Consider the following 25,341-nt stretch of genomic DNA (forward strand, 5'->3'; position numbering starts at 1 on the left):
AGCTAATAATGAAAAGGTGAATAAATAATGGCAATTAATCCTGTTGATTTAAAGAAAGCATACCGTTTATTGCAAGTAGGTCCAACAACCATGATTTCTGCTAAACACGATGGGATAGAAAATGTAATGGCAGCCGCTTGGGTCGGTCTGGTGGGAAATAATAAAGTGATGGCATATATCGGCAAACAAGCTTTCACACGTGAACTCGTTGAAAAGAGTGGTTACTATGTAGTACATGTTCCAACTGTTCAACAAATGGAAACGGTCTTGTATGTTGGTGAGCACAGTGCTAAAGGAATGGACAACAAACTTGAACATATCCCAATCTTTTACCAAGAAGAGTTTGATTTACCACTAGTTGAAGGTTCCGCTGGCTGGCTAGTATGCAAGGTTATCCCCAATTCTCAAAATGAACAAGAACTTGATCTTTTCATGGGTGAAATTGTCGGTGCTTGGAGTGATGATCGAGTATTCAACAACGGACATTGGATTTTTGATGATGCTCCTGATGAATTACGTACAGTACACTATGTGGCTGGCGGTCAATTCTATGCGATTGGAAAAGGTACTAAATTTAATCACGGACCTGGTAAAGACTAAATTACATCGGTAAAGAAAACTCTCAACTTCCATTTTGGTTACATGAAATGATCAAAGAGATAATATAAATTTTCTCAGTACGAACAGGGGAATCTTTTTTGGGAATATACAAAAAAACACAAAAAAAGTAGCTACTATAGCGACTCTTTTTGTGTTTCGGGGTTGGAGCTAAGTTCATCTTTCACTATTAATGATAAGTCAAATTCTTCTTGCAAGCATATTAAACGGTTAAGAGAACTGGTAATACTTTGTAATGCAGGGGTTAGCTCATCGCAGGCTGAAGTGATTCCAGCAGTTGTTTAATCTGCTCATCATACTCCAGTTCAAATGATGGAAGAATCTCATCCAATCTTTGCTGGAACAAATCAGAATCATGTACACCAAGCTCTGCCCTTAATTCCATCTCCTCTTCTGAACCATTATCGTCCAGAATCATATTCAGCACGTCACAATTAAAATATTCACTTGGAGGAAGGATCAGCGCATTCATCAGGAATTGCATAGAGAAGAGATAGTTGTCTTTTTCCTGATCCGCTTTTTCCATCGCTTTCTTCGTAAATAAGTTGATATATTTCTGAGCAAAGTTAACTCCTTTCAGTTCGAATGCCCCTCCATGTTCCACCCCTTTCCAACGCATGTCAGCCACAGAACTAAGCCACCAAGCCGGTTCGATGGCCTTCTGCATACGCTGTAACGCCTTACGCTCAAACTGTGGTTCATGTTGTATGCGCTGTGCTCCCAAACATTTTCCTATCGTTTCCGCTTCGATTGCAGCAACGGTGATACCTTGTCCATGAATAGGATCGAAACCACACAGTGCGTCACCCAGGACGAGTAAGCCCGCGGGCCAATTCTCCATCAATTCAAAATGCTGACGAACAGACTCGGAAATACGGTATCCTCTAGGCCCTTGCAAGGGTTCTAATTGCTCCATAAGTTCGACGATTTTATCCCCAGTAAACAGAAGTTTGATTTGTTCTTGAAACTCCTCCGGTTGAGTAGACGGGTATTCATCTCCTCCTGCATTAAAAAGAATGAGTCCAGCAATATCATCCTCAATACGCGTAAATATACCTGCACGAATACCTTGCTCAGGGTCGGAGTCCGACATCACCCATTCGTTCGGAATGGAGCCTTTTATTTTGTAATACCGGGTACTGTAACCAAGAGATACCTTAAGCACTTCAGGCTCTGGTACTGTTAATCCGATCTTATTAAGCCATCTGATGATCTTGGAAGAACGTCCAGAAGCATCAATAACCATATTTGCTGGAATTTGCTCTTCCTTCTTTTCTCCACTTCTTTCTTTGGTATACACGCCTGTGACGGCACCCTGATCCTCAGATACGATAAGTCCAGTCACTTCCTTGCTTGTTAAAAAGCTGATCTGAGGCATGTTCTGGATTCGCTTGCGCAGCACCCATTCCAGCAAAGCTCTGCTACACGATGCAATTTTAAACGAAGAAGAGTCCTCCTTGTTGACTAATGTGCCGTATCGGTTAGCAATCTGGAACTGCTCATCATGCGAAGATATCGCTCCCATCTGGATTAACTCATCATTGTATCCCGGGAAGTAATGCTCCATAATAAGTGCGCCACGTGGTTGTACACGGTGTGGATGAAATGACTGAGGTACACCCTGCCTGTTATCTGGATCCAAAGGGAACTCATCCCTTTCAATCACACATACCTCGTCATAATAGTCAGCTAACATTCTGGCAGTAATCAACCCTGCAATCCCTGCCCCAATGACTATCGCTTTTTTCATGTCAGACATTTCAACTTCATCCTTTCTTCAGAATTATATTGAATGTACGGTTGTAGATCACTAAAAATATTACTTATAATACCAATATATAATCAAAATCTCTCTTATGTAAGAATCAATATAAAGACGCTGTATAGTTAAACTACGATAACCAGGAGGTGTAGATGAAATTATAGAGAAAAAGGTTGATTTAAGAGTTGCCCGAACTAAAAAGTTGTTAACCACTGCCTTTAAAGATCTGTTATCCGAGCAAGGACAATCATTCAGTAATATCACGATTAATGAAATATGCGACAGAGCGATGGTTCACCGTACCACATTTTACAAACATTTCGAGGATAAATTTGCACTGTTACACTCGACACTAACCTGGGTGCTTCAGGATTATTTACACATGAATATAGAAGATCGGCTACGGCAGCCCTTACAAAGCCTATCCAGATTCATGTTGGAGAATTTATTAGAACCGATTGTTCAAAATCAGAAGAATGATAAAGGATTTACTGATTTTTTCAAAACTTATATCGGAGATATTTCCAGAAGAGATTTTCTCGAACTAAAACGAAGAGGTAAACAGCTTTCAGCTCCAATTGAACTTTTAGCCGAATATCATTCAGGAGTCATTAGTTTACTTGTGACGTGGTGGATATATCATCTTGAAGAAGATATTACGGCAGAACAGATGGATGAGTATTATTATCAAATGGTTAATGAGAAAATCATGTTGGAATAGCAAACAACTCACTTTCAAATCAATGCCTGATTTTAGAGTGAGTTGTTTTTGCTTCATTTGGCTAATCATCAACATTTACATACTTTCCTCCAGCCATTGCTGCAAAGGAATATCCTCTGTCAGTTCACCGAGCAAAATATGGCTAAACTGTCCCGCTTGGTCAATAACCATTGTGGCTGGCAGGCCAGTGATACGGTACAGCTTGGATACTTTGCCCGTTGCGTCAATGATCACTGGAAAATCGAACTGATGACTTTTCATAAACTCGTTAATTGTGCCCTTGCTCTCCCCCACGTTAACAAACAGTGTCTCCACCTTATTTTGATTTTGCTGCGCTAGCTCGTGAACCAAGGGCATCTCTCTTACACATGGCGTGCACCATGATGCCCAGAAGTTAATCATCACGGCTTTGCCCCGGTAATCAGACAACTGGACTTGCTCCCCTTTGGAATTAACTGCTGTAAAATCAGGAGCCTCGACTCCTGTACGAATTGGATTCCTACTTTTCGAATCAGAGTCCGATAAATTTGCCAGCACAGCCCATATACCTGTAGCCAATGCTGCCAGTGCAATCAACATCGTAACAACGCGTCTTATTTTCGACCCTGTCTTTTTTTGTCCGTCCTGTTGTGCACTGTTCGTATCCATACTTTGCGGCTTGTTTTGCATGTTCACATCACCTTCACTTTATTCCCAGACTCTGATGAAAAGCAGCATGAAGTGAACCATACTGATTCCGAATATCTTCTACAGTACCTTCCCCGACATTACACCCCTGATTCATAAACATCACCTGATCTGCGATATCATTCGCCACTTCAAGCTGATGTGTGGAGAACACAACCATATGCCCTTCCTGTTTGATACCTCTCAGCAAATGTACGAACTCCTGCATCCAGAAGGGATCTAGTCCATTGGTAGGCTCGTCCATGATCAGAAGAGCAGGCTTTGCAAGCATCGCCTGAGCAAACAATACACGCTGCCGCATCCCTTTGGAAAAGGTCGTTACCCGTTTATGTTTTTGCCCGTCAAGTCCAACCATCACTAATACTTCCTGCACCCTATCTCGGGGAAGTTTACGCAGAGATGCCCAGAATAATAAAGATTCCTCGGCCGTAAGACCTTGGCTGAACTGATAATCATCCGGCATATACCCAATCTGATTCGCATACCGTTTGCGATCCTGTGACCAGCGTACGTTATTCACCATAATTTCCCCTGACGTTGGACGCAGAATGCCTGCCAGCATACGTAGCAAGGTGCTTTTGCCTGCACCGTTCCCGCCGCATACGGCAAGTACCTGACCAGAACCCAAACGGAAAGAAATATCATCTACAATTCTTTGACTTTTGATTTGTTTGTCTAAACCGTTCACGATAACTTCCGCTTCAAGCACGGGAACGCCCCCTTTCCCATATAACGTAAACAACAAGGATCGAGCAACTCACCCATAACAAACACATTCCAACAAATATGGCACTGCCGCTTGGCTGTTGCACCCACGTAACCCATTGATAGTACTCGGGCCCCAGGATAGAACCGCCGCCGAGCTTGATCACAATAAACAGCCGTACCAATTCAGCCGGGTTCAAAAAGGTTAACACCACCAGCAACGGTTTTATCCAGAGGTACGGCATTAGCCCTAATATCGCAAGTAATAATGTAGGCCAGCCAATAACGGCAAAGAACCAGATCGATACGGAAATCGTTAAAGCTTGCCAGCGATTGCGAGACAGTGAGCCGATCAGTAATGCAACACTTAGGAATAACAGCACAAGTCCACAAGAAAACGCTAAAAACAGTAGATAGGTCAGTAGATGGATCGGATTGCCAAGCAACCCGCTAACGAGCCCCATCAGGCCGTAGCCAAATGTCACGATGAGTAGCAGCACCGCAGCTAGTCCGAGATATTTGCCTGTAATGAACGATAACGTACCGATGGGATACGTCGATAGAAGCTGCCAGCTTCCGTCTTCCTTTTCAGCAGTCAATGAGAATGAACCCAGAAAAAGCGTCATTAGCGGCAAAAGATAGAGGATAAGGTTCAGCATAGAACCTGTCGTGCCCGAGTATCCTTCTACTGGATTCTGTGCATTTAGTAGTAATAAACTTAAGCTAAATGTGCAAAAAAGAACGAGAAACGAATATGACCAGGGGTTACGAAACCCCGTTTTCAACTCTCGTTTTGTTATTTGTAACATATCAGACATCGGCTTCAGCACCCCCCATCAGCATCAGTGGCTGCCTGATCCTTCTTTCGACTCACCTTCTTGATGCATATCTTTGCTCATATCTTCACCCATATTATGCTTCGAGCCTTGATCCGTCCCGCCCTCATCGTGACCATGTCCGTGCCCGTCTCCGTCTCCGTCCATATTCATGTTATCCATATTCTGAGTCCAATCATGAGAAGCAAGTTCATCCGCAGTCATAACCTTGCCTACACCCTGCTCGGCTACGAATGCCTCGGCAGAAGCTTTATCCTTGAAGTTAACAATGCCATACGCCATGGGTGTTCTGAGTGAAGGGTCATATACATAGGTCGCTTTATTGAATTCGATCCATTCCTTATCGTTATAATCACGCACATAGTCCATGCCAATGTTGTCTGTGCCGTTTTCTTTTTTCCATTCATTCATGCAGCCAAGGTCATCAAACTTGAAGTTTTTACCGTCCTTCGTTGTAAGCTGTGTGGCAAACGCATCATCCTTCACCTGCATGTTACAGATCGCACAGATATCCACGTCCTCGTTAATTGGCACAGCCGCATACTTCTGTCCACATGCCGTTAACATCACAGTACCTAAAAGCAACACCATTGCCAAAATCCATCGTTTATTCATTTTCTCCATACCCCCATATAAATCATTGTACTTGCAGACAAGCCAAGTAAAAGTAAACCAATTATCGTAACAGGACTTGACCTTGTTCCCGCATTTGTTCTATCTGTCTCGGATGTTCCCGATGTTGCTGCAACTTCAGTATGCTTTTTCACAATGCTCATCTGCGGTGACTCGTCTGTTGTCCAGTTGCTTTTCCCTTCCGAGTGCAGTTCACTCAGAAAGACCATGCCCGGTGATTGAAAAAACAGTTGATATGCTGCATTTCTGCTTATTATTTGTTCGTAGAACGGGTTGATTGCATAGGAAAGCTCGCTGATTCCATCCTGATTCAGATCCAATCCCTGAAAGGAATCCCAATAGTTTTCTTTCAAAATATTATCCTTGCTGTCCATTGTCGAGGCATCAATAACGTTGGAAACAAATCTATTTTGCGTAAATTGATTCCCCTCAGCAAGCACCATCTGAATTCCAACGAAATTACGAATTACGCTGTTGTCATCAATTTCATTGCCCGAGGATTCAGCGATATTCATGCCCACACGATTGCCCTCTACTGTATTGCTGTGGATCTTGGACTGATGCACGTCATAGAGCAAGATACCTTGCGAATGAACATTCGAACTTTGTTTGCGAAAGGTATTGCCTGATACAACTGTATTTTTAACCCCCATGATCATGGCACCTGTCATGTTACCTTCTCCTGTGTTATTCGTAACAGATGATCCATCAATATACATGCAATGAATACCGTACCTGGTTTGCATGAAACGATTATTGTTCACCGCTACGTTTCGGCTGTTCTCCACATAGATGCTATCGAGCACACCCTCAATCTGATTCCCTTCAATCCTACTGTTATGCGAATTGTAGAGATCGATCCCGTTGCCTTTTTGACTGCTGGATACTGTGCTTGCACCTGCCCATTGAATTGAATTATTTCGTATTACAGAAGTAGTCGCATCATGTAGAAGCAAACCAGCTCCCTTGGTACGAAGCTTAAGGTCAGATACTTCGTTATTGCTGCCCGTAATCTGCACAGCTGCTGCTGGCTGACGACCGTTATGTTCGATTGTAAACCCTTCCAATTTCACACCTTCCGCCTGAATGGATATCGCACTTTGTTCCTGTTCATTATGGATGGTAACCGAATCATCCCCAATTAGAGTGAGTGCTTTAGAGATGAGAACGGGGCCTTCATATCGACCAGGTTCAAGATGAATAACCGCTCCGGCATCTGCTTGGTCTATAATGGGCTGAAGTAGGGCGGATTCACGATCTCCAGTGACTCCAGTAGCATTCACGGTAGTTTGAAACACTAGAAGGAGGCCCAGTCCGATCACGATCAGAGTATTCGCTGCAAGCCTACGGATATTGAATCGTTTATTACTGTTCATATTTTTGTTCCTGCATTTTTTATCCATATCATCCCCCCTTCCCTCCGTTCCTTCTTTTTGATGTTACATTAATGCGTTATCCCAGTCCTTCACACAGTGTATCGAAAATGATAAATTTCCCATATAGCCCCATCAGGCTATAGCTTGCTTACTTTTGTGTCCAAATTGTGATTGAATGAAAAAAAGCCGCCAAATTGGCGACTTTAGTAAGTTTCAACTTATGCAAATCGATAGGTCCAGAACCGCTCACGTCCAAAGCGTGCTTGAAGTTCTTCGTCGTTCAGCTTGCGATTACCAAGCAACTCTGCGGCTTGAAATTGCGAGCGGTGGGCACGAATCGAAGCCAGCTTTTGCGCCAGAAATTGGGAGACATCTACGGTTACATCTGGCTTGCCAATATGCTGCTCATGATTATTAGAAAAAGCTACGCAGTGAACGACAGGACGCTCTTCCAGCGGTAGACGGCTAACAACCCTGATCACCGCAGCTCCTGTCGCATCATGATCGGGGTGAACACTGTATCCAGGATAAAATGTAAAGATCAGTGATGGCTTAATCTCCTCAAGAAGAGCCATAATGCTGCCATCGAGCAATTGAGGATCTTCAAACTCTACCATTTTATCATGAAATCCGAGCATTCTTAAATCTTGAATACCAATCGCACTAGCCGCTTCAATAAGCTCATCTTTGCGGATAGATGGCAGGGTCACGCGGTTCGCGAACGGCGGAATACCCATGTTACGTCCCATCTCACCCAGCGTCAGACAAGCATATGTAACGTGTGCTCCAGAATCAATGTATTTGGCTAACGTGCCCGATACGGAGAATGCTTCGTCGTCTGGATGAGGATAAACCACCAGGATGCGTTGATGCTCATCGTGTGCATTCTTTGTCATATGTTGTTCCTCCACTTCCATTAGAACTTCTCCCGGCTCAGCTGCAGAGCCACAACCAGTTTGCCCTGGGTGTCATGGCCGGCCATAATCAATCTATCTTGTTCCTGCTCATCAATATGGGTTAGCCCTTCAGCATACACCCAGCCATCTGTCGTCTTGAGACCGACACGGTAAGGTCCCTCACCTGAAATGGAGCCCTGTGTATATCGAATGGCGGCATTGGTGATAAAAGCTGAAGCCGGATGCCGTGAACTATCGTAATGTTGAGCGTAAGCGCCCGTTGTCATCTCAAGATGCATATATACATCCTGATCAACAAGGCGATCGAGCCGAAGCTGGATATCTTGTGGTTGTATCAGTTGCATGACGGCCTCCTTGTTTCTTGTAAAGTATGAACTCCATTTTATCATATGCATCAAAGAATATACATTTAAAGCTGCTCAGTTGCATAAAATGACAGACAAAAATATGAACTTTCTTCTTTATTTTTTTCTATTTTTCAAATGGGACAAAATCGATTAGATTAATATAAGTGATCATGCACACTCAAATTTACTCCAGATCAGAAGTGTCAAAAGGAGCTACTTCCTATGAAATCAATCATTCAGTTATTGCATTTTGGCTATCATCAGGCCATGAGCTGCATTTTTCCCGTAGCCATTTTCGGTACACTGGCTCTTTCAACGATCATTCCATTTCCTTTTATCCACCGCTATGATGCCATTCTGCTTATTCTGCTTGCTGTTCAATATTTGATGTTTCGCACTGGACTGGAAACGTTGGACGAAATCAAGGTTATTTGCGTATTCCACGTAATCGGTCTCTTACTCGAAATTTACAAAGTACATATGGGATCATGGTCTTACCCGGAGCCCGCATACAGCAAAATATTTGGCGTTCCGCTTTACAGCGGATTTATGTACGCCAGTGTAGCCAGCTTCATGTGTCAGATCTGGCGAAGACTGCGTATGGATATGACCGGCTGGCCGGGCATGGTTCCCTCCATGTTACTCGGCGCAGCAATCTATCTTAATTTTTTCACCCACCACTTTATCCCGGATTTTCGCTGGTGGCTGACAGCCCTTGTCTTTGTTGTCTTCTGGAAAACGTGGATTATCTACCGGGTGCGCCATACAACCTACCGTATGCCATTGTCTCTTGCTTTCATTATCGTAGGTTTCTTTATCTGGCTGGCAGAAAATATCGCTACCTTCTTCAATGGCTGGAAATATCCGGATCAACATGAGAGCTGGCAACTGGTGAGCTTCAGCAAGATCAGTTCATGGTTTCTACTGGTTATTATCAGTGTAATCATCGTCGCTCAGCTCAAACACGTGAAAGCCAATCGCACAGCAAAATAATTTAAAGAAGAACATGTCCGGATCACATTGACGCTGACCTTTTCCCCAGCGTCAATGATCCGCTATCGTTTACCATTTCATTTTGTTTGCTGCCCACTTGTTTTCCCTCTTCATCATATATTTTAATGGTATAGGGTGTACCCTCCGATGAAGGCAGCATCACAAACCAGATATACTCTTCCATATCTGTTCTGATCAACTTGGCTTCAGTAATGGACATGGAGCCGTTCTGTTCTGTTTCAGCAGTTACACGCTGGATACCCGGATGCTCGATTGTACCAAACACCATTGGAAAAGGAGTTTCTATCCCTTCAAGCTTCGGTAAGTTCATATAATACAATGCATACTCAGACGGATCTATATCTCCTATTCCATAACCTCCGCCCCACACCCACTTCCAGCCAAAACTATTTTTTCGTACGTACTCCAGCTGCATATTACTTGATGCTTCACTGTTCGTTCTCTGCGTAAACACGATCATACCGTCGTCCACAGGCTCCTGATGAACTACACGGACATTAGGAGTCGACGCTCTGAATTGTTGAACTGCATCCTCTGGCGTACTGCCGATCGGAATCGACATGGTTTCGTCCAGCCCCATAGCTTTGGACAATGTCTGATCCGCCAGACCACCCGGTTTTTCTTTTAAATACATATATGTGTTTACGGATATCACTGAGAGTACTAAGAGCGCTATCGTTGCGACTATAATCTTGAGAGTCATTCCTTTTTCTTTACTCATGTTCGAGCCTCCTTCTTGAAAACAGATAAATTAACAATATAACATATAAACCCATCTAATATTACCAAAATTATCATAATCGTTTTTTCGCTTCTTATAAGATATAGCAAAAAAGCCGCCATATGGCGGCTCCATCTTATTAACGACTCATATTCTAGTCATGGCTTACACGTGCTTTAATGCCCCAGTCTTCATAAACTGTGCCTGAATTAATATTCTCCAAGGAATATCACTTCAGTTTCTAATTCCACCTGGAACGTGTCCCACACCTTTTTCTGAATAAACTGAATCAGATCCTCATAATCCTTGGCAGTGGCGTGATCCACATTCACGATAAATCCAGCATGTTTAGTCGAGATTTCAGCCCCACCGATGCGAGTGCCTTGCAATTGACAATCCTGAATTAGTTTACCGGCAAAATGTCCTTCTGGACGTTTGAACACACTTCCGCAAGAAGGGTATTCCAATGGCTGTTTCGATTCTCTCAGGAACGTTAATTCCTTCATCTTGCTAGAGATCTCCTCCTGATCCCCTTCGTTAAGCGTAAACTCGGCATCTAAAATAATATAATGATCCATCTTGAAAAGACTGTTGCGGTAACTCAGCTTCATCTCTTCACGAGGGATAACAACAACGTTGCCTTCACGGGTAATGACCGTCGCCTTTTCAATGACATCCGCGATCTGACCACCGTAAGCGCCAGCGTTCATGTAAAGAGCGCCTCCTGTACTGCCAGGAATGCCACAGGCGAATTCCATACCCTTCAGGCTATGTGCCAAAGCGGCTCTGGATACGTCAATAATATCGGAGCCGCTCTGTGCCATGATACGTGTTCCACTGACTTCGATCTGATCGAAGCGGCTAAGCGAAATCGTGACTCCCCGGATGCCTCCGTCCTTAATAATAACGTTGGAGCCTTTACCAATAACGGTCAGCGGCAGCTGATGGCTGTTCGCAATTTCCACCACTTTGGTAATCTCCTCCACCGTCGTTGGATGAACGAGAATATCAGCCTTGCCTCCAATTTGGATAAACGTATGATTTTTTAGCGGTTCATTAAATTTTACTTTTTCGTTAGGTATGTGACTTTCAAAAATATTCATGATTTTCTCTCCCTGCGTTCTTCAAAAAGAACATGATTCCTACATTGTAAATCGAAACACACTCCAATGACAATCTATATAAGTTGAACCAAAGAATTTACACTATCCACTCCGATGACAGAATAACCTTCCAATCGCTGTTATCCCCAGATTTTTTTGATTCCCTTTTCCAAAGGAAAAAATCCGCTGATAAAGGCGACCGCTTTGCTTTTTCAGGTTTTTTCTGTCCTCTTCGTTTATGTGTAAATAAATAGTTCAACTTATATTTCCTTATATTTCCCTTTACAGACTGATGAAATTCAAACGTATTACTATAATGATATTCGCCTGTTTACTGAATAGATACTTGAATACAAGTTAAATTATACATGAACAACCATTTTCAGATTGTACGGCATCAAAAAAAGCAATAGCGCTGCGGATTTATCACCCGCAGCGCTTGAACATTCTACCACATATTCTTCTTATCCTCTACCTTTTGAACAGAAGTCCGGTTCATTCTCGTCCGTCAACTGGAATATCCGTCTTTGTCAATTCAGCAGATAACGCCCATAAGCGCTCCGCCTGCTCTGCATCAATCGCATATGGCTTCACGCCGTAAAAACCGCCATCTTCGGGAGCCATCTCACTGATATTGCAATCTTCACAGTACACACCGCCCATGCCTTTAAGCTTCGGAGAAGTCGCAGCCCACACCTGGGTTGCTGCACCCTGCTCCGGTGATTTGAACCCCGGATTAGCCACATTGCCGGACTCATCAATCCAACCGAGAGCAACCATCTCATCTTTGGGCATATAACGCTGTAATGGAGTCATGATTCCACCCGGATGTACAGCAAATGCACGAACTCCATGCTGCTTGCCAAGTCTGTCGAGTTCTACCGTGAACAAGCTGATCGCTGTTTTGGACTGACCGTATGCCGGGAACTTCTCGTATCCCTGTTCAAAATGAATATCATGCCAGCGGATCGGTGAGAAATGATGTCCTGCAGAGGAAAGCGAAACGACACGGGCTCCACCTTCACTGACCAGCGCAGGCCACAATTGATTGGTTAGCGCGAAATGTCCCAGATGGTTCGTAGCAAACTGCGCTTCCCATCCCGGACCAATCCGGGTCTCTGGACAGGCCATGATACCTGCATTCAGGATTAACATATCTATACTGCGTGAACTTGCCAGAAAACGTTCCGCAAATGCAGCAACACTGGACAGGTCAGCCAGATCAAGCTCGTGTACTTCCACGTTCTCAATATCTGCCAATGCTTCACGTGCAACATCTGGTCTGCGCGCAGTCACAACAACGTGTACTCCCGCTCGAACCAATGCACGAGTTGTTTCCAGTCCCAGACCGGAATATCCACCTGTCACTACGGCGAGGCGCCCTGACAGATCCAGGCCATGTATCACCTCATCCGCTGTACTACTCTTGTCAAAACCTGAATGTATGTTATGCTGAACTGTTCTTGTCTCTTTGTTTATGTTCATCTGACTCAGCTCCTTCATATTTGCACTTGTAACTGCTTATAGTATTTATCCCTATTAGGACTTCTATAATCAGTCTACACCCTAGAGTAAACTCGAAGTCAAATCATGCCCCTTAAAACGTCTATCCTGAAAATTCACCATTGATCTTCATTCGCCATCAGGATGAACAAAAAAGCCGCCATTCGGCGGCTTTATCCATATACATATATTTAAATGTACTGAAACATTTAACCATTTCTATTCTCTTTATTTCAGACGAATGTGGAAAACATCACCGGCGTTACCTCCAAATACGATAAAGCCTTTCTTCGGAAGTTTCGTGGACTGTTCACCAGTCGCGATAGAGAACTGTAGCGCCTGACCTTGATCATCATAAACCGCATAACCGCCGTGCTTAGGAGAATCCACCGTTATCGTTTTTTCAGCTGATTTCCCGTCAATCGCATACCATCGAGCTTGACCGTTAGCTGGTATAGTCGCAATTCCTGATTTCCCACTGAAAATAGGCCGAATCGCCTTTTCCGAGATGTACTGCTGTCCGTTCTGCGTGAGAATCTCAGCATCTTTTTTCATCATTAATTCCAAGTCGAATGCATCTCGGCCATTCATGACTGGAATCTCCGCAACATTAACGGCATAATTGGCATCCTTGATTTGCGTCCCATTTACATAGCCATGCTCTGCGTTGACCTTAAAATTTTTAATAAGCTGTGATGGAACCAGGTAGAAGAGCGATGTGATTTTTTCGTCCAGCGCAAAATAGTTCACACCGTTCCGTGCAGCCCACTTCTCTTGGGTAACTGCATCCAGCTTGTTAGGCTCCAGCTTTTGATAATCGTACGTGCTCATGCCCATCTGTCCCAGTCCCGGCAAGCTAAGATATCCTTGGACTTTAACATAGGTCTTGGCGTTCCGCTCCTTTACAAAACTCACCTTCACGCTTCCGTCCTTGCCGGTAAAATACCCGTCACCTGTATACACATACTTTTGTTCAGCAATTAGTCCGCCCAGCATAGCTGGTAAGGTGAATGCTCCGTCTTGAATATTAATCTCCGTTGTTGCACCAACGGTTCCATACAAACCGGAGTAATCTTTCAACTCAGCAGGCATCTCGGTCTGGACTGGGACAGAGAAGGTGCGATCCGGTTTAATGTTGTCAATAATGCCCTGTTCCTTCAGTACTTCCAGCAACACTTTAGAGGCAAACATCTGGTCAAAAACAGAAGATCCACCTGAAGATAACACAGCCATGGATATGTCGTGCTCTGGAATCGTAATTAATGAAGCGTGATACATGATCGTATCGCCGCCCTTGGTCAGTGCTTTAATGCCATACTCACTGAATGGAGCAAGTTCTACTGCATCCCAGCCGAGTCCGTAGTTGAACGAATTGATTTCGTCAGACACCCATATGCCTTTGCGATATTCTGGACTTTGCATCGCTTTAGCCGAAGCCTTGGATAGAAGATCCGGGCGGTTACCCATCAGTACCTCAGCAAATTGCGTTAACTCCTCAGCCGTTGAATAAATGCCACCCGTACCGATGATATTGGCATTTTCAACAGGCATCTTTGATTTAAAAGTTGGCCAATAGGTTCCAGCTAATTTGTCTCTATTGAAAGAATCCAGTGGTGTCTTCGTAGAACCAAGTTGCAACGGCTTGCTGATAGACTGTTCCACATATTTACTGTAACTTTGCCCACTCACGCGCTCAACTAGAATCTCCAGCAATTGAAAGCCATCATTGCAATAAACGGAGTATTCCCCGGGTTTAGACTTGAGACGTTCGGCCTGAAGTTTGATCAGCAGTTCATCATGATTGCGTGTGTCGTTATCATCAAAAAGAATGCTGTTTCCATACTGCGAACCGTACAACCCGGATGAATGATTCATTAACATACGCGGTGTGATTTCTTTATAGCGGGGGTCTGCCATTTTGAAATCGGTAATATACGTAGTAAGTGGCTGGTCCAGGTCAACCTTACCAGAATCGACCAACATCATGACCGCAGTTGTCACCACCATTTTGCTTACGGAGCCTATACCGTACATGGTATCTTTGTCCACGGCTTTCTGGCTCGCCTTATCATGAAATCCAGCACCGTCAGATAAAATCATTTCACCTTTGTCCATAATCGCATATTGCATACTTGTGACGCCATAATTCTGAACCAGCATGTCAGCGAGTTGTTTAGCTTTCGCTTGGGTTGTCTGCTTTTCTGTCGCCTCAGCTTTAACATCTGCTACAGGCATGATGACAAGCATAAACGCACATAAAACCGTAATTATCCTTTTCATTCAGATTTCCTCCTTCAGATCGATATACTTGAATGAACTCATCATACCTGGCAAAGACGTGGCCTGCGGAAAAGAACCCCGAATGGAAAAAAACAACCCCTGAACGACAGTTCAGACGTTGTTTGTGTTGTAAGGAAGAACGACCATATTGTTAAAAGACCCTTGTCCTTGCTCAATGGTCATATGTCCTCCATATTTGCTACATATTCTGGATATATTGGTCAGGCCAAAACCATGAAATTCTGAATCCGTTTTGTCACTTTTCAGATCCGGGGCCGGTTGGGCGGTATGGTTCATAATCTGGATTACCAGAGCAGAAGCTGTAGAATGAATAGATACTACGATATAACGATCCTCGGCGACCCGTACTTTCTTGGATGCTTCAACAGCATTGTCTAGAATATTTCCGAGCACCACGCACAAATCATAACGCTCAATGCCTATGTGCTGAGAATGGAGATTGATGCGCGTATCGATTCGAATGCCGTTTGCCTGCCCGACGGTTAGCGTATTTGTAACGAGAGCATCAATGACCAGATTACCGCTATTCACACGTTGGTACGCATGCTCAATGGTGTTCATTGTAACATGCATATGCTCTGTTGCTGCCGCAAGTTCGTTACGTTTCACACACTCTTCTATATATAGAAACTGCTGATGGATATCGTGGATAATACTTTTAATGCTTTTGAAACTATGCACGGTCTTCTCGTAGTTGGCATCCTGGTAATCCATCTGCCGCTGCAATTGTTCATTCTCATGAGCGAGATGCGCCTTCTCCACGATATTATCAAACACATACACAATAAATACGTTTAGAAAAAGGGAGCCTAGCACTGAAAAAATATAGAAGATATTTTTTTCGCTATATATTGAAATGACATTGATCTGGTACACCGTAATCGCAGTAACGATCAAAAATAAAAGATAAGACCTATGGTGCACCCGGAAGCTCCTGCGTTTGGCAATGAGATGAACAATGGGGATCACAACAAACATAATGCTGCATCCTAGCAGCAGAACTTTGGAGAACAACCATATCGCTTCCGGGCCATAGACAGCCACTTTCAGGTAGTCGATGCCGTCAATCACACTAAAAACATAAACTGAAATGATATTCACCGTGGTTAACAGCGCTGCATACATAACCGTAAACATAATCTTCAGTTTTAATTCTCCCCGGTAGGATTGCGCCAGAGTGAAGATAAAAATCAATGCAAGCAAAGTCGAAAGAAAAGAAGGTAATCGCGTAGCCAAATAAAAGAAATTGAGCAGGACAAACACAACAAAATAAATCGTTCTGCGAGGTTTACGTCTGGATTTGCCCAGCACAGCATCAAAGTAATAATTGGCTTGAAAGGTCATGAGCAGGGTCAACAAAATGACGGGTACTAGATGCAAAATATTCATTTTATTGAACCCTCATGATCATATATTTGGTATACGTATCCTTGACTTCTTTGATTTTGGAACGACCTATCGGCAGAGAGGTTCCATCCAGCATCGTGACTTGTGCCCCCGTGAACTTGTGTACATGCATTAGATTAATAAGCACGGATCGGTGAATTTGCATAAAACCATGCTCTGTCAGCGTTGCAGCATAAGCCGATAGAATACCTTTCGTTTCATAAGAGTTATCACGAGTAATTACCTTTAGTTTGTTTTTAACTGTGAGGCTTTTGATTACCTCAATCCACAAAATATCTTCATATTTCAACATCAAATCATCGTAATCCGATTTAATCACCAGATACTTTTTATCCATAGCTTGATAATACTGATGCAGTTTGACCAGCTTCTCTTCCAGCACAGCCTCTTGAACCGGTTTGATCAAATATTGGAACGTCATCACATCGAAACTTTGAACCATATACTCGGGATAACTGGTCAAAAACATGATCTGCACATCCATGATCTTGAGTTTTCTGATTTCCTGTGCCGTCTGTATGCCATTCAACCCACCCATCTCTACATCCAGAATAAGCAGGTGAAACGTCTCTCTCTGATCCTTATAATGAGCCAGGAGTTGTTCTCCTGAACTGAACATGGTGATATGAAACTCGATATTGGTTTTGAGCGAAAACGCTGTCAGCATATGCCTCATCAATTCTCGTTGCTGCTCGTCGTCGTCACATATCGCTACCTGATACATTTCATCCCGCCTTTCTCGAACACAAGCCGTTTTTATTCATTCTAATATACTATCTTATCACGCTCAGATCGTTAAGAATGGATTGAAAAGCATTTACACTACCCTGAAATGCAGGCAAATGTAAAAAGAACAACACCGTGATGATGTGTCCTTGTTCCATCCTTTGGTTGTTTTTTGATCTTTCCACTTCCTTGGTTGTAAGCACCACCTTACTCTTGAATAAAAAAAAACGACTGACCAGGAGTGGTCAGTCTTGTTAATACCGCTAATATAGGATGAGTATATAAGTTCTTCAACCACAGCTATTCGATGAGTGCGGCCTTAATCAATGCATTTACCCTTGAGTTATAGAGCAATCCGATATGAGTTACCAGACTAACGGAAATATTGTTTGCCCCGTCCAGTCTGGATAAAAGAGGCGAAACAATGGTGTCGCTGGTGGAGTAGATTGAGGTAACTTTAATGCCGCTTGGTGCGCTGTTCGTTGTCAACCGATTCGCCCCACCCAGCGTAATCAATTTATCCACCTTATCTATGCCACCGCGATTCAATATATAGTACAGGCTGTTAGCTCCACCCATGCTATGTGCAACGATATGAACTTTGGAATGCCCCGTTTGGCGAAGAACATCGTCCACAAATCGGCTGATCGCCGCAGAATTCAACAATTGATTCCCTGCTTTGCTCGGGAGATCAATGGCAAATAGCTCATTATTCGACCATCCTTCACCGCGCAGATACCTTTCAATTAAGGCAAAATTACTGTCCGAGCCTGTCAATCCATGAACAAAAACAATGGGTGTCCGCGCAGTGGCAGCAGAAGCTGTCGTACTCTGCCCAATTCCTGGTAAAGCAAAAGCAAAAATCGCACTCATCAAAACAATTAGCAGTGGTCTTAACCTTCTCAATCAGATCATCCTCCTGTAAATGGAATATCCACATTTTACAATTTAAAAATTGTAAAATAAATGGTATTTTAGTCTCATTTAACCAATGGAGTATGATGTTTACTGCTAATTATTTTGTCGAAATACAGAGGTTCTCCTCTTTCAGCCTGGCTCATCGTACGACTCGGAGCACGAGACAACTATCCCTCTACAATATCCGCATGCAGCTGCGATGCCGCTTCCATCATAACCGGAACAATCGCTTCATTCGAAATAGCAACGTACAACTCCCCCATATACAATCGGAATGGGTATTGTTGTCCTTCATGCTCCCACATAAAAAAGTCACCCTCAATGGTCATCGTGCTCTCCGCGCCAACGATATTTAGCACTGTGGAGTAAGTAAACTCCGGCTTGGTAGCAAAATATGTGCTGCACTCCTCCAAAGAAATATGTTGTTCCGGATTGTTTTCCTGCATCGATCTCGTTATTTTAAAACGCTGGTTCATCTCGTTATGCCTCCAACTTCAAATTATTTGTTTTTTCTTCATATCATAGAAAGGTATTTTCTCATTTCGTTCTTAATGTGTCAAAACATACGTTCAAAATTGCTTTAATACTCCATCTAACTTTCCTAATTTGGCTAGTCCTGAGCGCTCGTCCATGCGAATGTGACCTCATTGAATATAGTATTCTATCTGAATGTGAAGGAGGAATATCACATGACCCAATTACTTGATGCAAGGGTGTCATTGAATGCAGCTACATTTAATTCCATTGCCATTCCTATTCCTGTCATCAATACACCTACATTATTTGCACAAATCGGGTTACTAACTGCTGGGGCAGGTCCTAATCCAAGAGTTTCTATGAAAGGAACGATTACAGTTCAGCTTCCACTCGCTCTCTTCCAAGTCCGAATTACGATTGTCCGTGGCACGGTTGCGACAGATCCTCTCATATATTCAGCCAATCACACGTATGGTCTGAACGGATTGCTTGTACCTGAAGTCATCATTTTTTCCGCCAATGATTATAATCCGCCTGTAACTCCGCAAATCACCTACACCGCTTTTATCAGTACCAATCTGCTTGGTACGGTCCGGGTAGGTCCTGAAAGCTTCGACGGATTTATCGTTTCGGATTAATGTTTAAGATTAACGCTTTAGATTAAGTTTTAGATTAAGGTCTCGTATGTAATGCTTAGCGCCCCCAAACGTGTAATCTACATCTGTATTGTAGATTACACGTTTGGGGCTTTTATATGTCCAGCTAATTTCCGAAATAAACATCCAGCTTACCTGTCGGAGGTGTAGTAGCCATCCACACGGCAGCCAGGTTATCTGGAGCATATGTAGCTGCTGTAATATAGTCGCCGATTAGAACGGTTGGCACTGGAGAAACACCATTCGGATTAAAGGAGGTCGTTGTTAGCCGGCGATTACTGAAGCTTGCTCCGCCATCAAAGGACTCGGCAACAAAAACATCAAGCAGGAACCCGTCAATTTGATTGGAGTAATAGATTACCCGAATGGTTCCAGCAAATGGAGACACCGTGATGGCAGGAAAAAAGTTCTGTGTACCTGGCGGTGCGCTAGTAATGCTTATCGGATCTGACCAAAGAAGTCCATCGGGAGATTCACAAAGCAAAACATCGGTATACCCCGCGCGAGCGTCATTCCATACGGCATAAACGGTGCCGCTGTTCGGTCCAATAGATATGTCTGCTGCCAAACTCAGATTGGTCTGCACTCGAAAATTATAGTTCGGCACAGGCAGCGGCGATGGTGCCGGCACAACGGAAGATATGAAAGTAGACTGCCGTTCTATGGGCGGTTGATAATTGATTCCGCCATCATAAGATATGCGTATCAATGCCGAAGGGCTGGCTGGCCCTGTAATGATATAACCTGCGTAGACTTCGCCGGAGAAGCCGACGGCCAAAGCTGCCCGGTCATGAATTCCACGAGGACTCGATTGTCGATCCGGGGGTTCCCACGAGATTCCTTGATCAACAGATCTTTGAGTAAAAATAGCAGAAGAAGTTGTTGCAAGCGGTGTATAACCTACATACGCATGGCCTCGATATGGACTGCCAGGAGAGCGATCTACAGCAATGAAAGGTTCATCATTATGCACGATGGTTCCAAATCCTAGTTGTACAATGACTGGTGGCTGAAACGTAGCCCCATCATCAAATGAAGTATAGCTTACGATAGTCCCGTCATTGATCCCGTTAAACACATGCACCGTAACGATAAAAGTGCTCGGAAACGTATAGTCAATGGTTGGTGCTTCCGCCCCTGAATAGCCTGCGGGTTGCGTAAGAACGGTTGTGGACCATGTCGTTCCACCGTCGATGGAGCGATAAAATCCCGTAAGTGTAGGCCCTGTACTCGTATCCACAGCAACGACACACATAATATTAGGATTTAGAATATTCACTGCAATAGAGGGTTCAAACTGATTCCCTGCCAAAGCTCCAGTAATATTTACAACGGCCACTCTCTTCACCTCTTTTCTTCTAAGGGATATTGGTGAATCGGTCAATTAACGTCATTTCTGATTGAAGAATACGCTGTATAATCTGACCCGTAGAATCAACGCCATAGACATGGATTACCGTACTGGTTGCGCTAAAGAAGTCACTTTGAACTTCAAAAAATGCAGCGTTAATCAACGGATAGATGAAAGTCCTTGTGGCTTGCGGCAAGATTTCAACTAAATCATGACCAATCGGAACCCGAGTCAATTGAGTTGTATCCCACCTGAATACCTCCAATTCAACACTGACAGGAGCATTCAGCGAATCATTAATACACGTTACAATCAGTTGCGTAGATTGTGTTGCACCTGCCGTCGGATTGTAGATAAATCCTGTAGAATTCGGCAAAGAGTCTCACTCCTTTCACACCATATACTCCACTATACTTTCCATTAAGCTTGTGTTATGCAGATTCTATGTTTTCTCGTATTGGAACAATATGAAAATTTTGTTATGATAGATTTGCCAAATTTCATTAATTTGGTAGATTTACGCCAAACCACAACGCCTGGAGGTACACCTATTTATGTTCATACAACGTACTGGAAAAATCGCTGTGGCAGCCGCCATGGTAATATCCATGATGGGCAGTATACCTGCAACTCAATCCCACAAACTTCAAGCAGCCCCTACGATCTCTGTTCAATTGGATCATGTACCCTTAACCTTCGATGCAGCACCCCGGATTGATAAAGGAGTAACCTATGTACCATTCCGGACGGTCGGAGAAGCACTCGGCATTGGTATTAGCTGGAACAACAAAACACAGACCATAACCGCAGTGAACACATCCAAAGGAAAAACAACGAAAGTTGTGCTTCAGGTTGGAAGCAAGACAGCTACTGTAAATGGAGAGAAAGTGAATCTCCCTGCCGCACCTGTGCAGCGGGAAGGACGTGTACTTATTCCGCTGAGTTCATTCAGTAGCCAATTCGATGTCCGTACAGGCTGGGATCAGGCTACACGAACCGTCTCTATGGTGTCACCTCAACGTGAAATGCATCTCCGAGCGTTCTATGCCGTAAAAGCCTACCACGAAATCGATCTGTTACCTTCTATGAATTCGGTTGTTTTTGGATGGAGCCGCATTGACCGGGATGGTACGTTTACACTGGAAGGGAAAGAATATCAGGTTCCTGCTGCCGCGGGTGAAGTAACGCCTAAATCGATAGTGGCTGACGCGGCCAGTCAACAAATCAAGCCCAGTTTGATGGTGTATGCGCTGGATGGAAATGGCGAGCTAACTAAAGTACTGAGTGACAGCACTTTAAGGCAAAAATCCATTGAAGGCATTCAAGCAGCCATTCAGGAGTATGGCTTTGGTGGGGTTGTGCTTGATTTTGAGGGACTCGGCTTCAAACTGGACGCTATAGAGCAACAACAATTGCTGAATCAGTATGTGAAACAGCTAAGGGAATCGCTACCTCAAGAGATCGCCATCTCTCTGGCTGTTCCTCCGCTCAATAGCGCCTACAAAGGGTATGATTACAAAACACTGGCTACGCTGGCGGATGACCTTATCATTATGGCCTACCAATATAATCCTGCAGGAACCAAAGCTCAAGTTGCGGAGCCGAACAGTCTGGTCAATCAGGCAATTGCACTCGCACTCAAGGCAGGAGTGCCCAAAGAAAAGATTTTGCTTGGCATCAACATCAATAGTGAGACACCTGCATCTGTCGGGGACAAGCTCGGACTTGCCAAGCGTTACGATCTGAAGGGTGCAGCCTTCTGGCGGCTTGGCCTATTCCGTACGTATAGCGCTGATATGCAATCTGCTGTGCAAGCATCGGTAATTAAGGAATAATAAAGCTACCTTCTCATAGCTATATTGAACTTCATAATCTAATTCAAAATAAGCAGGAAAAAGCACGCTCCTTGACTGACTGTACAAGGAACGTGCTTTTTTTGTATACTCCATCACCTTTTCTTTTCATTTCATCACCTTATCTATACCACCAAACAGTAGCTTAATGATCACACCCGGTCCCGGCAACTGGGGATCAAATAACAGGATCGTGCCAATAACCGCACTGATAGCACTGACTCCTGTTGTGATTATCCGGACTTTTTTTTCTTCGCTACGTTGCCATTCCACATAGATGATCGTTCCGGCTAACAACAGAATACCTAGCATGGAAGCAATTTTCATGATTTATCACCTTCTGTCTATCATATCTCGTGTCCTCATTAGTGATGGCATTACTTCCACAGTTAATTGATCATCTCCCCTGCTCATCTGGGATGCCCTGAGGCCCAGCAGATTTACCTGTACGTACAACCTGCGCATGAATCTGGATGTCCACATCAAGCTCAGAGTAGATCTGCTCCCATCTCTTCTCCTGCTCCTTCCACTGTTTCGGATAATATCTGCGGAACTCCACCGCGAACTTGAACAGATCGGTTCGCATCTCTCGCTGGGATAATCGAAGGGCCGACTCTGCCATGTCTTTCAATTGTGACGCCCAGGTTTCCTCCAGCTTTTTCAACACAGCAGGATCTGTGAGATCCCCGTTGGTTGTATTCAACAACACCTCTCCCCTTGCCTGTACATCCACCTGCATGCTCCACTGTGAACCCGAAATTTTCGGCTTCAAAATCGTCTTCACTTCTAGCGGCTGGATCGAAAAAGAACCTCTCTCAGGCTCTACATTTACAGGCATGATGATGTTGTTTAATTCATTAGCAAGCATTAAAATGCCAACGGTTAACGGCTCCTGTACACTCCGATTAAACCTATCGCCCTTATAAAGACTTAGTCCTTTGATATATGGCGTCGTTGTTAATTTATCCTGTCCCTCGTCAGGTGCAAGAGTCAACATACGGGACAAAATGACAGATTGGTTAGGGCCTTCAATGGATTGAGCGAGTTCCAGAACGGTTATCCGTGTACCTAGTTTCATATTGGCCATCTCACGCAAAGATTCCGCAGAGCTTCGTTCCAATGGGTCAAGCAAGGCAAGAATGTTTTTGGCAGGGTCAGGTGTTGAAAAAACATAAGCATGTTCCCTGATCTGGGGGTATCGAAGGAAAAAATCGATAAATTCGCGTATGCCTTTTTTTCCGGCGTCTTCGCTAATCACAATTACTTCGCAGTGTCCCCAAAACATATTTCTCGGCACTTTCCGTTGCAAGCGATTCAAAGCCTCTGCAATGGTATGACCTTCAGCCGATCGAGTTAGTGTTACCCCGCTTGGACTGCCTCCACTCCCCGTGCTGTCTCCTCCCCCAGCTTTGCGGGGAATAAAAATCTGTGATGTCAGTTCGATCTGATCATTTTTGTAATCCACTCCGGTTGCCAGTACTATCGCGAGATCATTAATCTCAATCCGATCCCAGCATCCCGTGAGTAATGTGCAACAAAAACAGACAAGAAGCCAAGTATTGCATGCAGAGATCATTCTTTTTTTCATGGGATCAGCCATCCGTACGTTTTTTTCGCACATAAGCCCACCCCTTTTTGACCCAAGCTATCCCGTAAGTCACCCCTGGAAGAACCAGTAAAACGGCGATCGTATACAAATTGGCTGAAGGACTTACCAAACTGGATAACCCGGAACTGCTCGAAGCTACCCAAAACGAAAAAATCATACAGAGAAAGGAAAGCGGGCTCACTAGGGGCTTGTAATCCTTCAGACCGAACCATTCCGCTGTGGACGTCACAGATATATATAGAAATACGGAAACCTTCACAAACATACCAAAGATCCACACGGCAATAATGAGGGATTCAATATGTTGTAGAAAGTCTGCAATCGTAATGTACCGGGCAGCGATCATCACCGGGAAAACAAACGTATCTGTCAGATCTCCAATTAAAAAGAGACAAACCACATTAATAACGGTCATCACTATCGTTGTTGTCAATAAAGAGCCTAGCATCACACGAGCGGTTCTTTTTTGGCGATTTACATACGGCAGGAGAAAGGCAATTACGATATATTCACTGAACCAGGCGGCAGGAGCGAGCGCTCCTTTGACGGCAGGCATCGGCCCATTTTCCATAAAAGGAAACAATTCTGACGGGTGCAATTCCCCAATGAGCAGTACGAAGACGAGACCCAGCATAGCCATGACCAGTGTTACAAAAACCTGGGCTGTCCTGCCAACCACTTCAATGCCAAGTCTGACATTAATCGCACAAACGAGCATCATCGTGCCCATGATTACAAACATCGGTGTGCGCGGAAGTGCATTATTGGCGATAAACTCACCATATTCTCTTATAATCAGCCCGGTTAGATGAGGCATAAACAAAATATAAATAAGTCCGACTAGCTTGCCTGGAATGAGACCAGCCACGAGCACACTGGATTCAATGAGCGATTTTCCGGGGTACATCCGTGCTAGTCCAAGTGATATACCAATGGCGGCAAGTCCTATAACCGATCCAATAATAGGAGATAACCACATATCATGTCCGGCATAATGCATTGTAATTCCAGGTACAGACAAGATCGCAGTGGCAATAACAGCCGGGAAGATCATGAACGCCAGCTGTGTCTCCGATATTCTTCCTTGGTCAGTTAACATG

At 44.0% G+C, this 25,341-nt stretch carries 26 protein-coding genes and 1 pseudogene; 6 read left to right on the forward strand and 21 right to left on the reverse strand.

Translation table 11 applies throughout. The annotated features are described in order from the left end of the window. Nucleotides 1–27: 27 nt before the first annotated feature. Nucleotides 28–600 (forward strand): flavin reductase family protein, encoded by a 573-nt coding sequence (locus J2T16_RS04150; RefSeq protein WP_499017807.1) that lies wholly within the window; start codon nt 28–30, stop codon nt 598–600. Between the two features lie 262 nt (nt 601–862). On the opposite strand, the gene J2T16_RS04155 is transcribed toward J2T16_RS04150, so the two are convergent. Next, nucleotides 863–2,368, reverse strand: coding sequence for an FAD-dependent oxidoreductase (locus J2T16_RS04155; RefSeq protein WP_499017808.1), 1,506 nt, complete (start codon nt 2,366–2,368; stop codon nt 863–865). 214 nt (nt 2,369–2,582) lie between these two features. Between J2T16_RS04155 and J2T16_RS04160 the strand changes: the two are divergent. Continuing rightward, nucleotides 2,583–2,714 (forward strand): annotated as a pseudogene (locus J2T16_RS04160) (TetR/AcrR family transcriptional regulator); the annotation flags it as partial. 48 nt (nt 2,715–2,762) lie between these two features. Next, on the forward strand, nt 2,763–3,101 hold the full coding sequence (locus J2T16_RS04165; RefSeq protein ID WP_244159198.1) for a hypothetical protein: 339 nt from the start codon (nt 2,763–2,765) through the stop codon (nt 3,099–3,101). Between the two features lie 75 nt (nt 3,102–3,176). On the opposite strand, the gene J2T16_RS04170 is transcribed toward J2T16_RS04165, so the two are convergent. From J2T16_RS04170 to J2T16_RS04200, 7 genes are all read right to left on the reverse strand, one after another. After that, nucleotides 3,177–3,770, reverse strand: a complete 594-nt coding sequence (locus J2T16_RS04170) for a redoxin domain-containing protein (protein ID WP_499017809.1) — start codon at nt 3,768–3,770, stop codon at nt 3,177–3,179. A gap of 13 nt (nt 3,771–3,783) precedes the next feature. Beyond that, nucleotides 3,784–4,497: a heme ABC exporter ATP-binding protein CcmA gene (gene ccmA / locus J2T16_RS04175; protein WP_336122660.1), complete on the reverse strand. Its 714-nt coding sequence runs from the start codon at nt 4,495–4,497 to the stop codon at nt 3,784–3,786. After that, nucleotides 4,490–5,311, reverse strand: a complete 822-nt coding sequence (locus J2T16_RS04180; protein ID WP_499017810.1) for an ABC transporter permease — start codon at nt 5,309–5,311, stop codon at nt 4,490–4,492. Before J2T16_RS04180 ends, ccmA begins: the two co-directional genes overlap by 8 nt. Before the next feature lie 24 nt (nt 5,312–5,335). Beyond that, nucleotides 5,336–5,944 (reverse strand): nitrous oxide reductase accessory protein NosL, encoded by a 609-nt coding sequence (locus J2T16_RS04185; protein WP_260510870.1) that lies wholly within the window; start codon nt 5,942–5,944, stop codon nt 5,336–5,338. Next, on the reverse strand, nt 5,941–7,338 hold the full coding sequence (locus J2T16_RS04190; RefSeq protein ID WP_499017811.1) for a right-handed parallel beta-helix repeat-containing protein: 1,398 nt from the start codon (nt 7,336–7,338) through the stop codon (nt 5,941–5,943). Before J2T16_RS04190 ends, J2T16_RS04185 begins: the two co-directional genes overlap by 4 nt. 218 nt (nt 7,339–7,556) lie before the next feature. Beyond that, nucleotides 7,557–8,234, reverse strand: a complete 678-nt coding sequence (gene bshB2 / locus J2T16_RS04195) for a bacillithiol biosynthesis deacetylase BshB2 (RefSeq protein ID WP_154889229.1) — start codon at nt 8,232–8,234, stop codon at nt 7,557–7,559. A gap of 20 nt (nt 8,235–8,254) precedes the next feature. Continuing rightward, a complete protein-coding gene (locus J2T16_RS04200; RefSeq protein ID WP_090915805.1) occupies nt 8,255–8,599 on the reverse strand; it encodes a YojF family protein in 345 nt (114 codons plus the stop codon). A gap of 225 nt (nt 8,600–8,824) precedes the next feature. On the opposite strand from J2T16_RS04200, the gene J2T16_RS04205 reads away from it, so the two are divergent. Next, a complete protein-coding gene (locus tag J2T16_RS04205; protein ID WP_154889231.1) occupies nt 8,825–9,595 on the forward strand; it encodes a DUF817 domain-containing protein in 771 nt (256 codons plus the stop codon). A gap of 22 nt (nt 9,596–9,617) precedes the next feature. Here J2T16_RS04205 and J2T16_RS04210 read toward each other — a convergent pair whose 3' ends face one another. The 8 genes from J2T16_RS04210 to J2T16_RS04245 form a co-directional block, all read right to left on the reverse strand. Continuing rightward, on the reverse strand, nt 9,618–10,337 hold the full coding sequence (locus J2T16_RS04210) for a hypothetical protein (protein ID WP_154889233.1): 720 nt from the start codon (nt 10,335–10,337) through the stop codon (nt 9,618–9,620). A gap of 209 nt (nt 10,338–10,546) precedes the next feature. Continuing rightward, nucleotides 10,547–11,440: a UDP-N-acetylmuramate dehydrogenase gene (gene murB, locus J2T16_RS04215; protein WP_154889235.1), complete on the reverse strand. Its 894-nt coding sequence runs from the start codon at nt 11,438–11,440 to the stop codon at nt 10,547–10,549. A gap of 495 nt (nt 11,441–11,935) precedes the next feature. Further along, nucleotides 11,936–12,925 carry an SDR family NAD(P)-dependent oxidoreductase gene (locus J2T16_RS04220; RefSeq protein WP_499017812.1) on the reverse strand — a complete coding sequence of 330 codons (990 nt, stop codon included), beginning with the start codon at nt 12,923–12,925 and terminating at the stop codon, nt 11,936–11,938. Nucleotides 12,926–13,171: 246 nt separating this feature from the next. Next, the gene (locus J2T16_RS04225) at nt 13,172–15,223 is read right to left on the reverse strand and encodes a serine hydrolase domain-containing protein (protein ID WP_499017813.1); all 2,052 of its coding nucleotides are present in this window, start codon (nt 15,221–15,223) and stop codon (nt 13,172–13,174) included. A 111-nt stretch (nt 15,224–15,334) separates the two neighbouring features. Continuing rightward, nucleotides 15,335–16,633 carry a GHKL domain-containing protein gene (locus tag J2T16_RS04230; RefSeq protein WP_336122655.1) on the reverse strand — a complete coding sequence of 433 codons (1,299 nt, stop codon included), beginning with the start codon at nt 16,631–16,633 and terminating at the stop codon, nt 15,335–15,337. A 1-nt stretch (nt 16,634) separates the two neighbouring features. Then, nucleotides 16,635–17,375: a LytR/AlgR family response regulator transcription factor gene (locus J2T16_RS04235; RefSeq protein WP_499017814.1), complete on the reverse strand. Its 741-nt coding sequence runs from the start codon at nt 17,373–17,375 to the stop codon at nt 16,635–16,637. A 302-nt stretch (nt 17,376–17,677) separates the two neighbouring features. Further along, a complete protein-coding gene (locus J2T16_RS04240; RefSeq protein WP_090916475.1) occupies nt 17,678–18,250 on the reverse strand; it encodes an esterase/lipase family protein in 573 nt (190 codons plus the stop codon). A gap of 212 nt (nt 18,251–18,462) precedes the next feature. Further along, entirely contained in the window at nt 18,463–18,771 is a 309-nt protein-coding gene (locus J2T16_RS04245) for a hypothetical protein (RefSeq protein ID WP_090915790.1), read from the reverse strand. Nucleotides 18,772–18,984: 213 nt separating this feature from the next. On the opposite strand from J2T16_RS04245, the gene J2T16_RS04250 reads away from it, so the two are divergent. Further along, complete coding sequence (locus J2T16_RS04250; protein ID WP_154889245.1) at nt 18,985–19,410, forward strand: hypothetical protein; 426 nt, start codon at nt 18,985–18,987, stop codon at nt 19,408–19,410. A 124-nt stretch (nt 19,411–19,534) separates the two neighbouring features. Here the strand turns inward: J2T16_RS04250 and J2T16_RS04255 are convergent, their stop codons facing one another. Beyond that, nucleotides 19,535–20,767 (reverse strand): sialidase family protein, encoded by a 1,233-nt coding sequence (locus tag J2T16_RS04255; RefSeq protein ID WP_499017815.1) that lies wholly within the window; start codon nt 20,765–20,767, stop codon nt 19,535–19,537. Nucleotides 20,768–20,786: 19 nt separating this feature from the next. Next, the gene (locus tag J2T16_RS04260) at nt 20,787–21,155 is read right to left on the reverse strand and encodes a hypothetical protein (protein ID WP_336122652.1); all 369 of its coding nucleotides are present in this window, start codon (nt 21,153–21,155) and stop codon (nt 20,787–20,789) included. A 178-nt stretch (nt 21,156–21,333) separates the two neighbouring features. Here J2T16_RS04260 and J2T16_RS04265 point away from each other — a divergent pair, with 178 nt between their 5' ends. Beyond that, nucleotides 21,334–22,614 carry a stalk domain-containing protein gene (locus tag J2T16_RS04265; protein WP_336122651.1) on the forward strand — a complete coding sequence of 427 codons (1,281 nt, stop codon included), beginning with the start codon at nt 21,334–21,336 and terminating at the stop codon, nt 22,612–22,614. Nucleotides 22,615–22,740: 126 nt separating this feature from the next. Here J2T16_RS04265 and J2T16_RS04270 read toward each other — a convergent pair whose 3' ends face one another. From J2T16_RS04270 to J2T16_RS04280, 3 genes are all read right to left on the reverse strand, one after another. Beyond that, the gene (locus tag J2T16_RS04270) at nt 22,741–22,959 is read right to left on the reverse strand and encodes a hypothetical protein (protein WP_251503392.1); all 219 of its coding nucleotides are present in this window, start codon (nt 22,957–22,959) and stop codon (nt 22,741–22,743) included. 70 nt (nt 22,960–23,029) lie between these two features. Further along, entirely contained in the window at nt 23,030–24,220 is a 1,191-nt protein-coding gene (locus J2T16_RS04275; RefSeq protein WP_499017816.1) for a Ger(x)C family spore germination protein, read from the reverse strand. Nucleotides 24,221–24,224: 4 nt separating this feature from the next. Then, nucleotides 24,225–25,340, reverse strand: coding sequence for a GerAB/ArcD/ProY family transporter (locus J2T16_RS04280; RefSeq protein WP_154958647.1), 1,116 nt, complete (start codon nt 25,338–25,340; stop codon nt 24,225–24,227). Nucleotide 25,341: the final 1 nt, after the last annotated feature.

Source organism: Paenibacillus intestini, from assembly GCF_030803945.1.
GTDB classification, from domain to species: Bacteria; Bacillota; Bacilli; order Paenibacillales; family Paenibacillaceae; genus Paenibacillus; species Paenibacillus polysaccharolyticus.